Genomic DNA, 13,833 nt, shown 5'->3' with positions numbered 1-13,833 from the left:
CCTTTTAGTAAGTATTATATTTTATTTTCTGAGCAAAATATATTTAAATATTAAATACAAGGAGAATTTAAATGAATAGTCATCATGATACTCTCAACATGGAAAATAATTTTCAACCCATAAGAGGCAAATATAAATCTTCAATTAATTTTAATTTATCTAACAAAAGAAAAAGGTTTACTGAATTACAAAGATCTATTGGAGAAGTAAGTCATAAAGTACTTAGTGAAAAATTAAAAGAACTTGAAAAGGATAATTTAATTAATAAAGAGTACTTTTATGAATATCCTCCAAGAGTAGAATACTTCTTAACATCAAAGGGATATGAATATGCAAAACTTATAAAGCAATTTGAATTATTATAATATTCATTTTGCTTGAGCGACTGTATTGGCCAAATTCTTTATTCTACATTTAAGAATTCTACTTTCCTTCATATATATTATTTATATTAATTAAAAGCCAAGAATTAACTTCTTGGCTTTTATCTTATAAACTTATTTTATATTATTTCTATAAAAATCTCTTATTTCTTTATATGCATCTTCCAACTTTCCATTGGAATATTGAAAGTTTACATTATAACTGAAAAAATAATATTAAAGTCATTTTACTTTTTATTCATACCTATAATTAATTGACCAAGATATAAGTTCGCATCATTGCAAGGCAGGATTTTATGAGTTAAAACTTGAAAATTACTATTGTTTAATTTTTCATACAGTTTAGTAAAAATTATTTCATTTTCAAATACTTCCCCACTTAAGGCAACTATATTTAAATTATATAATTTTCTTAAGTATAGACATATTCTAAAGGAAAATTCTACAACAGTATTATGAAATTTCATAGATATATAACATGGATTTACATTATTTATTACATCACCAAAAACTTCTTCTACTATATAATCTGTGTCTACTATAAATTGATTATTTTCATAATTTATTTCAAATCTATAATAATCTTTAGTATCGTCAGATTTTTTTGCCAAGTTCTCAAGTTCTTTTATTGCTTCTCCTTCATAAGAAATTTTATTTTGAAAATTTAGAAATGCACTTATACCATCGAACAATCTTCCCATAGATGAAGTAATTGGCGTATTTATATCATTTTTAATCATATACATAATTGTGTGATAATTTTTATGCTTTATATAACTAAAAAGATTATTTATACTTAAATTATTTATTAATTCCTCCACAGGTAAATTCAGCTTGTTACTTGACCATGACTGCAACAAACTTACTGCCATCTTCCAAGGTTCTTTTATAGCGTTGTCTCCCCCTGGCATTTTCATACTTTTCAAATATGCAACTCTTTTAAATTTTTTGTTATCACAGATTAAAAATTCACTTCCTCTTAAGTTTTCATCTTCACAATATCTAACTCCATCAAAAGATAATCCTATAACTTTTTCATTTATATTATTTTCAAACATACAGCTTACTATATGAGCATGATGATGATTTATAGGTGAACTTACTGATCTTGAATTTCTTATTACCCTTTCTTCATTTAAAAGTACTCTTATAACAGACGGTTCTTCTGGCATAAAAATTTCCTTTTCATGAATTAAAAAATAATCTGCAATATCTTTTAATTTTTCTAAGGCTTCTTCATTTTTATATATCATGGGGCAATTATTTAAATTACCACTAGTAGTTACTAATATTTTTAACTCCTCATCAAACAACATATAATGAAGACTTGTTGATGGTAACATTATTCCTAAAGAGTCATTATTAAATGAAATATTATTTGGTAATTTATTATTCTTCTTTTTTAATATTACTATAGGTTTTTTAATTCTATTTAATATGCTTTTTTCTTTTTCACTAATATAACAGTAATTTTTTACTTCATTTATATCTTTCATCATCAATGCCAATGGCTTTGTTTTTATATTTTTCTTTTTTCTTAAATTTGATATTGCTTTGTAATTTGTTCCATCACAAATTAAATTGAATCCTGTAAGATCTTTTATTGCTATTATTTTTCCTTCTTTTAATATTTTTTTTACTACACCTATTAAATTTTTATCTAAATTGTATTCTTTGTTATATTTATCTATTAATTTAAACTTTAAATCACAATCTATACTATTAGATGATTCAATGCCTGACCGTATACCTAAGGAGTTTAGAAATTCTTCACTTATATTCATATATAACCTCCTGTTTATTAAATTCCTTCTATAATAATAAATATTCTTATTTACCTTTTAAAATACATATTTGCTTTATTTTTAAATTATCTGCATAATAGTTTAATCTTCATATTTATCACTCTTAAACAACTCATTAATGCATCATATTTATTATTTTTTTATATTTAAAATATACTGTATATATGTTTGTAAAAAAGTATTGTATTTTTTATATAATAATGTTATTATAATCTTAACAAATGTTTATCTTTATAAACAAATATTAATTTTAGGTGATTAAATGACTTATAGAGAAAAAGAAATTTTACAAATCCTAAAAAGTAATCCTATGATATCTCAACAAGAGTTAGCCGATATGCTTAATATATCTCGAACTTCTGTAGCTGTTCATATAACAAATTTAATGAAAAAAGGGCAGATATTAGGAAAAGGTTACATTTTAAGAAAAGAAAATTACGTTACAGTTATTGGTGGATCAAATATGGATATTCAAGGATTTCCAAACAATCCTCTAGTAATGTATGACTCTAACCCTGGCGGTGTAGACATATCCATGGGTGGAGTTGGTAGAAATATAGCAGAAAATTTAAGTAGACTTAGTGTAAACACTAAACTTATTTCAGCTATAGGAAATGACTTATATGGGAATACTATTCTTTCTGAGTGTAAAAATTTAAATATAGATGTAAATGATTGTTTTGTATCAGATGAATACTCTACTTCAATTTATGTTTCTATATTAAATGATTCAAAAGATATGCAACTTGCCATAAGTCATATGGACATTATTGAAAAGCTGGATGAATCTTTTATTCATTCAAAATACAAGTCAATAAATGACTCTAAAGCTATAGTTATAGATACTAACTTATCTATGGAAACTATAGACTTTATTACAAGAAATCACAGCCATTTACCAATTTTCGTAGATACTGTTTCTACTGCTAAATGTGTAAAAATAAAAGATATACTTAATAGGTTTGAAGGTATCAAACTAAACAAGTATGAAGCAGAAACTTTATCTGGAATAAAAATAGAAAATTTAGATGATGCTAAGAAATCTTGTGATTACTTTATAGAAAAAGGTGTAAAGAGTGTATTTATAACACTTAGCAGTGATGGTGTATATTGTGCAAACAAAGAACAAACACTACATATACCTGGTGTTAAAATTGATATAGTAAATGCTACAGGAGCTGGAGATGCTTTTATGTCAGGAATTATTTATGGATTTATGAATGATCTTAATATAGAAGAAACTGCAAAGTTCTCTGTTGGAGCTTCGATTTTAGCCCTATCTCATAAAAATACAATCAATCCTAATTTAAGTGAGGATTTAATAAATAAAACAATAAAGGAGTTAATATAATGTTAAAAAAATACTTACAAATACATCCAGAAGTTGAAGCAGCAGTAAAAGAAGGAAGACCAGTAGTTGCTTTAGAATCTACAATAATATCTCATGGTATGCCATACCCTCAAAATGTTGAAATGGCAAGTACTGTTGAAAATATAATAAGAGAAAATGGTGCAGTTCCTGCTACTATAGCTATAATAGATGGAGTTTTAAAAGTTGGTTTAACTAAAGAAGAAATAGAATTCTTAGCTACAAGCAAAAACGTAGTTAAAGCTTCAAGAAGAGACTTACCTTTTATAATATCTAAAAAATTAACTGGAGCTACTACAGTTGCTACTACTATGATATTAGCTGATTTAGCAGGTGTTAAAGTATTTGCTACAGGTGGTATAGGTGGAGTTCATAGAGGTGCTGAAACTACTATGGATATATCTGCTGACTTAGAAGAATTAGCTAACACTGATGTTGCTGTTATATGTGCTGGAGCTAAATCAATATTAGATATAGGTTTAACACTAGAATACTTAGAAACTCATGGTGTTCCAGTTGTTGGATTTGGAACTGAAGAAATGCCTGCTTTCTACACTAGAAAATCAGGATTTGGTGTTGACTACAGAGTTGACTCTTCATTAGAAGTTGCTGAGGCTTTAAAAGCTAAGTGGGACTTAAACTTAAAAGGTGGTATGGTTATAGCTAACCCTATTCCAGAAGAGTTCGAAATGGATTACGATACTATAACTAACGCTATAGAATCTGCTTTAAAAGAAGCTGAAGAAAAGCACATAGGCGGAAAACAAGTTACTCCATTCTTATTAGACAAAGTTAAAACTATAACTGAAGGAAAATCTCTTGCTTCTAATATAGAACTTGTTTACAACAATGCTAAAGTTGCTGCTAACATTGCTAAAGACTTAGCTGAATTAAATAAATAATAAATAACCTTATACAAAAATAGTACTTGTTTTATTGATTAGAAAATCATTAAAACAAGTACTATTTTACTTACAAGGATATTATATTCACTTTAAATCTGCGGAAAACTTCTAGACCAAAGTAACATTAATGCATCCAATAAGTAGTAAAAAATTAAATTTTGAGCAACGAAGTTGCCTAAAATTTCATATCGCCCACGCTGTGGCTTAAAGTGGTAACGAGGATATATCGTTGACGATATGCTTCTCAATTTTGGCGACATGAGCGAAGCGAATTTTTTAATTTATATCTTAAGTATATTAACATCATAAGTTTTTGGTTTTTCTTTATTAACAAGTTTTATTAACTCCTCAAAATTTTTAGTATTTCTCACCTTTTCATCATTTCTCAATAATCTAAATTCTCCCAATTTTGTTTTAGCATTATTATCTTTAATTATTAAATTAAAAAAGTTTTCTTCTGTTGTTCTTAAAAAGTTGATTAAAGCTGACTGAGTGTCATGTTCAATAATTTCTCTTTCCTTTAAAATAAGAATATACTCTCCTCTACATTCTTTTATACCCTTAAAAATCATATCCTTTCCATCATTGCTATTAATATTTATTGTTTTTGCTCCAAAGTTATTAATAATATCCTTATCAATAATAGAAGAATTAGGAATAGAAACAATTACTTCACTAGAAATTTCATTTATACTTTTTATACTTAGTAACAAAGTATCATCATAAGAACCTCCCACTATTAATACACTTAGTAAATACTCTGGTGTAGGAATAGATGCTTTTCTCAATTGTCTAAGAATAGTTCCCATATTATATGAATCCTCAAAATTATTGTCAGGATACATATACATTGAATATTCACAGTTTAAATATTCTAATAAAGCATCTTTTGCTTTTGTTGTTTTTCCTATTTCTATATAATATAAACATTGTAGAAAATATAAGTCTCTAAAATTGGGGTATTTGTTTTTGAATTCTGATAATATATTTATTGCTTCATCATATTTTTTTTGACTAGCTAAACTTTTTGATATGTTAAGAATTAAATAAGGTAAATAACTTGGAAGTTTATCAGGATAATTATTTCTTGCAAATCCTAGACCTTTATAATACATCTCCAGTGATTTGTTAATATCATTGGCTCGTGAATATTCATTCCCTATGGAATAATAAAAATATCCATCTCTATCTTCCTCTGGATAACTTTCTAATATTTTTAAATTTCTTTTTTGTTTATCCACCATATTATATATTTTAGGATCATAGCCATAATGTAATATTTTTAAATTTGTTGCTTGAATTTTGTCTTTTCCACCATTTTCTTCTATGGAAAAGATTACTTGCTCGTGCATTTTATTTCTAAATCTATAAAGCTTATTATTTCTAAATACTCTAAGCACTACAGCATCGCCTAAGCTTTTATTATCAACTATATTTTCTAATCGTAAATATAATGCTTCCATAGATGTAGCATTAATAATATTTTTTAATTTTTTACCATCCTCTTTTGGTAATACTTCATCACCATCTAATACTATTATCCAATCCTTTGTAGCCTTTTCTAAAGAAATATTTCTAGCTTCACTGAAATCATCATTCCACTTATAACTAAAAACTTTAGCACCATAAGATTTTGCTATTTCAATTGTTCTATCCGTGCTACCTGTATCAACAATTATTATTTCATCTGCAATGTTTACCATGCTATCTAAACATGCTTTTATATTTTTTTCTTCATTTTTAGTAATCATACATAAACTAAGAGTTTGCATAATATACCCCCATAATAAAATTTTATTAAAGATGGCACCTAGTATAGATGCCATCCCCTTATCATTAGTTAATAAAATTTATTATTCACATTCTTCACTGTCAATTTCAACAGATTGTAGTTTACATAAAGAATATATGCTAATATCTCCATTAGGTTCTTCTGATATTAGTAAGCCATTACCAGCTCTTGCTGAAACAGGAGATATACCTTCTCTAGAATTTCCTGCTAGTACATTAGCATTTTCACCATCAATACTTTCTACAACATCTACTGTAGAGATTTCAAGCTCAACATTAGTAACTACTGTTGCATTTTCTGTATCTAATTCTACAGCATCTACAACATCTACCCTAGAAATAGTTCCTACAGATACTACTGTTCCAGTAGAGATTGTATTTATTGTAGTAACAGTTTGAGTTACTGGTCTTACATTTGTTACAACAGTTGTTAGATTAGTATTATCTAATCTAGTTACATTAGTTGATCTTGGATTTACATCATAAACTGCTTGTACTCCTGAAACTCCGATACCACTTACTACATTTGCGCTACCTAAAGTTAAATTAGAAACTACTGAAATATTAGAAGGAGTCACATTAGTTAAGAATCTTTGATCTCTAGTTACTAAATCTGATACACCTTCTTCAGTTTCATAAAATACATTTCTAACTACAGTTACAGCATTTGGAGTTATATCTCTTAGCACAGTCTGAGGACTTGTTGTAATACTATTTACATAAACTGCAGTAATAGCATTTACAGAAGATACTACAGCAGTAGTTCCAGAAGTGATATCTGTAACTATTCTAGCAGTATCAGTATCAAGTTCAGATACGAAAGCATCTGTGGAAGTAGTAATAGAAGAAACTACTTCTACTGGGTTTACTAAGCTTACACTATTAACAAAGTTACTTCTTTGTGGATTAATATTTCTAACAACATCTGCTGTAGTAAAGTTTAGCAATTGGTTAACAACTTGAGTATTAAAGTCTACATCATTAACTACATCTGTATTAGTAAAAGTTATACTATTTACTGCATTCATAGTTGTATAAGTTACACTATTAACTACATCAGCAAATGATACATTTAAATCTCCTACTATATTTTCGTGCTCATCTTCACTAAATCCAGCCAATACACCATCTGCCAAATAACCTTCATTCACATTATGAAGATAATTATCTGTACTTTCATCAAATACTGAAATATCAACACAACTTGATACTACTGGCTCTCCATTTATAGTAACATCTGCATTTAAATCAAAATAAACATCTTCTAGTAAGTCACAAACTTTAAAGTATGGTATAGAAGGGCAACGATGCTTCTTATCTTTACATTTGTCTCTATATATTTCTTTCTCCTCATAGCAGTTATACTTGTCATATCTATCTTTCTTACAATCACATTTATCATAACAATTACACTTATCATGGCAATCATCGTCATATTTATCATCACAGCAACATTTTTTTAATATCTCATTTATATCTTTTATCATACAGTTTAATTTATTTGTTAAATTAGTAGTAAAATTAACTATTGAAACAGGTACATTTTCAGCTATAACTTCAAGAGCACCTTCGCCTAAACAATTTCCAACAGAAACTGATCTTGGCTCTTGTGTATTAGTATCCACATCAAGATTATTCAAAACATTATCTATCGCAAAATGATTTTCAGAATGTAACAATACATCAGTAGCATCAAATGTAACTGAACTTACAACTGATATGGTAGTAGAATCTACATCATCTACAAGAGGAGTTGTTGTAAATGACAAATCCTCCACAGCTTCACCAGCAAATACAGTCATACCATCAACTATTTGTATTCTGTTAGTTGTAATACCATTTACAACATTTATAGGTGTGTAAGGAACATCAGTTACAACTGGTGCTGTAGATATTGAAATATCTTGATTTATTGTAATAGTATTAGTATCAATTTCAGTTATTGCATCAGCAAAAGAAGGATCAGAAGCAATTATTACTGTTTCTCTAACTGGAGTTACACTATTTATAACATTTTTAGTAGCATAAGTTACACCTGATACTCCAAGTAATGTTGTTGAAGATACTGAACCAATTACATTGACAGGAAACTCATCTATACTTTGTACTACCTGTACTTCGCTAGTAGTTATTTCATTTACAAGCTGAGCTGTATCATAATCCACAATATTAGTAACAACTTCACTAGCTTTTGTAATACTTCTTACAACTTGATCTGTAGAATAGTTATTTACAACACTTATATTATTACCATTTGTAGTTACGCTTTGCACTACAAATGTAGTAAAAGGAGAAACACTAGCCACAACATTAACATCATCAGCAAATGATGCAGTAAGAATTCTTTCCGTAGTTTGTTGTATATCTCTAGCTACTTGTTGATTATTTGTAGTTATATTTTTTACTATACCTGTGCTTATTGTGTTTACATCAGCCACAACATTTACAAAAGAAGCATTAACTTCAGCAGTTTCTAATACTTGTTCAGTATCTAAAATTGGCTCTACATTATTTACAACAAGAGTAGTATTTACCTCACTTACAGCAAATATTGGTCTAGTATCTCCAATACGGCCTACTCCAGATAGTTCATCAACATTGTTTACAACATAATCTCCTAAAGTATTGTCACATTTACAGTTACATTTTTCTTTTTTACATCTTGGACAATAACTTTCATCATCTAAGTCATATGCTAAATAAGGATTTTCACAACTTTCAGCCAAAGCGTACAATTTATTTAAAAGTCTATTTCTAAAATTTTCAGATAAAGAACTAGTTAATATTTCTATTTTTGATATGCTATTTAAAGCTATAGCTACACAGTTGTATATAATAGCATCATCTGTTATTTCTACTGAACACTTATTTCTAGTAAAAGTTATAGTAAAAGTGCTTCCATCAGTTGTATATATTACCACATCTAATGTTGCAGAGTTTCCTAAAGAACGTGCAGCTTCTCTTATAATTTTAAGAGCTTGTCTTATAGTTTCTGTACAACAATCTGATGGAAATGAATCTGATTTTTTACATTTTTTATCATTGTCACAGCATTTATCATCTGGATATTTATCTTTACAGCAATAATTATCACAGTATATGTCTTTTGGATATTTGTCTGTGTAGTAATAATCATCTTTATATTTATTACCACAATGTTTGTCATCGTATTTTTCCTTATAATAATTTTCATCGTAAGAGAATGATTTATTACATTTTTTGTCAGACTCTATATAATGTTTTTTGGTACTTTTGTAATTACCCAAGCTTATCCACTCCTAGCTTATATTAAGATATTTTTATCTCAATATAATATTATGAAAATAGTATTAATTTGTTACTTTTTAAATTAAAATGTTTAATTTTAGTTATTGTATTTTTTTAGCGCCTAACAAATATAATACATTTTACAAAATTTATGACAAATAGGTATTGGCTTGAATAAAAGCATCCAAATTTTATTTTATTATTTTTCTATACAATAATTAAAAAGCCTTAGGTTTCACTTATATGAAACTACTAAGGCTTTTTAATTATTTTTTATTATCTATAATATTTTGTAATACTGCTTTACATCTACCGCATCCAGTACCTGCTTTAGTTTCCGCCATAACTTTCTCGATAGTATCTGCACCATTTTTAACTGCTTCTACAACTTCGTTTACTGATACATTTTGACACTTACAAGCATTTTGTAATACTCTATCTATCTCGCTATATTCATCATCATTTTCTATAACTATATCAGTCATATCCTTAACTTCTTTAACAGTTCTAGCTCCTTGAGCTTGTACTGCTCTAACTTTTAAATATTTTTCTTTGTCTAAAATCATATGTATTCTCCTTGTATAAAAATTCACATTATTAAAAATGAATATTAAGTATATTTCATATAATCATAAAATTACTTAATATCATTTTTTAAGTTTATTATTCCACTTAAATATAGGATTATACTATTTCATATCTAAATCCACTTTCTTTCATTAAATCTAGATATGGAATTGGATCAAAATATTCTGGTGAAAATACTCCTTCTCCTTTCCAAATTCCTCTACCTATAAGTTCTATACTAAGAGCTGCACCAAATCCTGTTTGAGCTACTACTGCTTGCATCCCCCATCTTCTTATTGATTCTTTATTATCAAAAGGCTGATACATAAATATTTCTTTTTTCTTTTTATCTTTTATACCTATACAGTGAACACCAACAAGCATCATACCTGTCATTTCATTACCAATATCTTTTGGTTGTGGTGCACAAGCTGCAACTACATCTCTTGGAACTACATTTACTCCACCTACATCTACTGGATGTATACTTCTAAGCCCCAAAGAATCAATTACTTTTAATGCATTTATTAAAGATGGATCTAATGCTATTTTGAAAGTAACTTTCTTAAGCCCATATTTACTTAAATATCTTTGCATAGTAACAACTTCTTCATGTTCTACTTTTACCAAAGTATTTTCTCCAACACCTTCAGGCATGATAAATTTTTCTTCTCCACAAAAAGCATCTTCTACTATAAATCCACCTTTCTCTTTATCATACTCCACATTTGGATTCATAACCTCATCTAAAATAGTCCATACATTAAATCCAAAGGTTATGTCATTTTCTTTAGCTCCTGGTATTTCTAAGTTACCCCCATCTTTTACGTGTATCTCATGCAACTCATCAAATTCATATTCTGCAGCGTATTTAGCAAATACATTAACAACACCTGGGTCTATTCCCATACATATACAAGCCATCTGATTTTTCTTTTTCCACTCTTCATGTCTATCAAAATTATACTTAGTCATAGGTTCTATATAACTATTTTCTATACCAAGACCAAATTTAGGATTATCCATAGGCACCGACCAAGTTCCCATACTTCCGTAATTTGCGCCACCCTCATAAGCAGCATCAAAAATTATGTTACTTACAAATGGTGCGGCTGAATCCATTACAAAATCTATACTGTATTCTTTTATTAATTCAATCATTTCATCTTTATTTCTAGCATCAACTTGAACTGCTTTATAATTTTCTTTTTCTTTTAAATTTTCTATTACTTCATTGGCTCTTTGTAAATCGTAATCAGCTACTAAAACAAATTCTAACCATTCATTATGATTTTTTCTACTTTCTAGTATCCTTAATATTGATTCTCCTACTGCTCCTGATCCTACTAACATCATTCTCATAAATAATTTTTTCTCCTCTTATATGAATTTTTAAAATGTATATTCGTAGATAAATATGATTTTTAATTTGAGAGTTATGCTTTGTATTCAATTTATATTTTTTAACAAAAAAAGACAGAGTAATAAGCATGCTAAATAAGCATCTTATTACTCTGTCCTTTTGCCAGTTGGTTATAGCCACGTAGGCGACGGTATCCGTTCTCTCCAAAGCTTCGTCAAACAATCTTCCTTTTGCCTGTCAGTTTCAAAAAAGATTAAGATAAAATCTTTTTTTTGCTTCTTCGGCCTTACATCTAAGTAATGTCTAAGATTATTTTCATCCGATCATATTTATTTTACTACTCTATTTTATAACATATAATTTTTTTGTCAATAAAAAATTTAAATGATTCAAATATAATACTTGTTCAAAATAATTATTAAAATTGTATATTTAATTTTTCAATAAAAATTTGATACCATAAAGCAAACATAAATATAGTCCATACTTTTCTGGAATTATCTTTTTTATCACATATATGTTCATCTAAAAGTTTTATAGCATAATCCTTATTAATAAATTCATCAATATTTGAATCTAATATAGTTTTTCTTACTACATCACCTAATTCTTCTTTTAACCAAACTCTTATTGGTGTTGGAAATCCTAGCTTTTTCTTTTCAACTACGTGTTTTGGAACTATATCTTTAAATGCTTCTCTAAGTAATACTTTAGATTGGTTCTTTGTAACCTTTTGATCTAAACTTAACTTAGAAGATAATTCAAGAACTTCTTTATCTAAAAATGGAACTCTAAGTTCTATAGATGCACCCATCGACATTCTATCTCCTTTTAATAAAATATCTCCTAGTAGCCATGTATTCATATCTATATATTGCATAGTAGTTACATAATCATATCCTCTTTTTTCTGCTTCATCATAAATAGATTTAGTTGAATTTTGATAAATGAAATTATCACTATAATTATTTAAAACTTCTTTTAATTCCTTATTTTCAAATATTTTTGCATTACCTATATATCTATCTCTTAAGGGTGTAGTTGATCTAATCAAATAACTTTTACCTCTTACTTCTGGCATAATATTAGCTATTTTATTTACTGTATCATTAAGTTTATTAGGCATATTTAATAAAGGTTTTATACTAAAATATTCTTTATAGATATTATACCCTCCAAATAATTCATCTGCTCCTTCTCCAGATAAGACAACTTTGACATGTTTTCTCGCTTCCTTAGATAAAAAATATATTCCAAGAGCTGATGGATCAGCTAGCGGATCATCTAGTAGTTTAACAACTTCTGGCAAAGATTTTATATATTCTTTTTGACTCACCTTAATTTGTATATTTTCTATTCCTAATTCATCAGCAGTTTTTTTAGCTATATCTAACTCATTGTATCCATCTATTCCAAAACCTACTGAAAATGATTTTATATTAGGGTTAATTTTAGAAGCTAAGGTTGCTATTATGGATGAATCAATACCTCCAGATAAAAATGTTCCTACTTCAACATCAGATATTAAATGTTTTTTAACAGATTCATTAATCACATTATAAACATCTTCTTTGCTTATATCATTTCTTGTTTTGTAATCAATATCATAATAATTTTTTATAGTAAGTATATCATCTCTTATAGTAAAGTAATGATGTGGTGGTATTTTTTTTATTTCTTTTAACATGGTACCTTCACCATTTGTATATTGAAATGATAGATATTGTTGTAAAACCTCTTCATCAATACTTCTTTCATTGAATAAAAGTAATAAAGATTTGTACTCTGATGAGAAAGCTATAAAATCTTCATTTTCAAAGTAATACAAAGGTTTAATACCAAATATGTCTCTTGCTCCAAATAAAATTTGATTTTCTTCATCCCATATTAAAAAAGCATACATTCCCCTTAATTTTTCAACACATTTTTCTTTCATTTCAATATAAGATGTTAAAAGTACTTCAGTATCTGAATTAGTAGTAAATTTATGATTTTTTTCTTCTAATTTTTTTCTTAATTCTTCATGGTTATATATTTCACCATTAAAAATTATCACATTATTGTCTTTTTCAAAGGGCTGATGGCCACTTTCTATGTCTATTATACTTAGTCTTCTAAATCCAAAACTTATCTTATCATTTTCATAATATCCTTCATCATCTGGTCCTCTATGATATATTTCTTTATTTGCATCTCTTATAGCTTTTTGTCTTGCTAAATCAGGTTGTGCTGTTTTATAATATATTGCCACATGTCCGCACATATTTTGCCTCCTAAGTTGCGATTAGTCTATGATTAAATGTTAGATATATATTTGGTTAAATATATATCCTTATAAAAATACTTATTTCTCTATCAACTTTTAGATATATTGTTAAATTTG

9 protein-coding genes and 1 riboswitch are annotated in these 13,833 nt (G+C 27.5%); of the genes, 3 read left to right on the top strand and 6 right to left on the bottom strand.

All coding sequences use genetic code 11. The annotated features are described in order from the left end of the window. Positions 1–71 precede the first annotated feature (71 nt). Positions 72–365, top strand: coding sequence for a winged helix-turn-helix transcriptional regulator (locus tag QX51_RS01830; protein WP_052232821.1), 294 nt, complete (start codon positions 72–74; stop codon positions 363–365). Between the two features lie 245 nt (positions 366–610). Here QX51_RS01830 and QX51_RS01825 read toward each other — a convergent pair whose 3' ends face one another. Then, positions 611–2,167: a Kae1-like domain-containing protein gene (locus QX51_RS01825; RefSeq protein ID WP_052232820.1), complete on the bottom strand. Its 1,557-nt coding sequence runs from the start codon at positions 2,165–2,167 to the stop codon at positions 611–613. 283 nt (positions 2,168–2,450) lie between these two features. Between QX51_RS01825 and QX51_RS01820 the strand changes: the two genes are divergently transcribed. Then, complete coding sequence (locus QX51_RS01820) at positions 2,451–3,539, top strand: PfkB family carbohydrate kinase (RefSeq protein ID WP_039678203.1); 1,089 nt, start codon at positions 2,451–2,453, stop codon at positions 3,537–3,539. Continuing rightward, positions 3,539–4,459 carry a pseudouridine-5'-phosphate glycosidase gene (locus QX51_RS01815; RefSeq protein ID WP_039678202.1) on the top strand — a complete coding sequence of 307 codons (921 nt, stop codon included), beginning with the start codon at positions 3,539–3,541 and terminating at the stop codon, positions 4,457–4,459. Before QX51_RS01820 ends, QX51_RS01815 begins: the two co-directional genes overlap by 1 nt. A 284-nt stretch (positions 4,460–4,743) precedes the next feature. Here QX51_RS01815 and QX51_RS19265 read toward each other — a convergent pair whose 3' ends face one another. The 5 genes from QX51_RS19265 to asnB all read right to left on the bottom strand — a co-directional run bounded on the left by QX51_RS19265 (position 4,744) and on the right by asnB (position 13,713). Beyond that, a complete protein-coding gene (locus QX51_RS19265) occupies positions 4,744–6,234 on the bottom strand; it encodes a glycosyltransferase (protein WP_052232819.1) in 1,491 nt (496 codons plus the stop codon). A gap of 81 nt (positions 6,235–6,315) precedes the next feature. Next, positions 6,316–9,519, bottom strand: coding sequence for a hypothetical protein (locus QX51_RS01805; RefSeq protein ID WP_039678201.1), 3,204 nt, complete (start codon positions 9,517–9,519; stop codon positions 6,316–6,318). A gap of 267 nt (positions 9,520–9,786) precedes the next feature. Then, complete coding sequence (locus QX51_RS01800; RefSeq protein ID WP_039678200.1) at positions 9,787–10,086, bottom strand: (2Fe-2S)-binding protein; 300 nt, start codon at positions 10,084–10,086, stop codon at positions 9,787–9,789. 118 nt (positions 10,087–10,204) lie between these two features. Then, positions 10,205–11,449 (bottom strand): saccharopine dehydrogenase family protein, encoded by a 1,245-nt coding sequence (locus QX51_RS01795; RefSeq protein WP_039678199.1) that lies wholly within the window; start codon positions 11,447–11,449, stop codon positions 10,205–10,207. Positions 11,450–11,662: 213 nt separating this feature from the next. After that, a riboswitch (glycine riboswitch) is annotated at positions 11,663–11,769 on the bottom strand. Positions 11,770–11,868: 99 nt separating this feature from the next. Continuing rightward, entirely contained in the window at positions 11,869–13,713 is a 1,845-nt protein-coding gene (gene asnB / locus QX51_RS01790; RefSeq protein ID WP_039678198.1) for an asparagine synthase (glutamine-hydrolyzing), read from the bottom strand. Between the last annotated feature and the right edge of the window lie 120 nt (positions 13,714–13,833).

The organism is Terrisporobacter othiniensis (assembly GCF_000808015.1).
GTDB classification, from domain to species: Bacteria; Bacillota; Clostridia; order Peptostreptococcales; family Peptostreptococcaceae; genus Terrisporobacter; species Terrisporobacter muris.
This window is presented reverse-complemented; position numbering and strand designations above follow the sequence as displayed.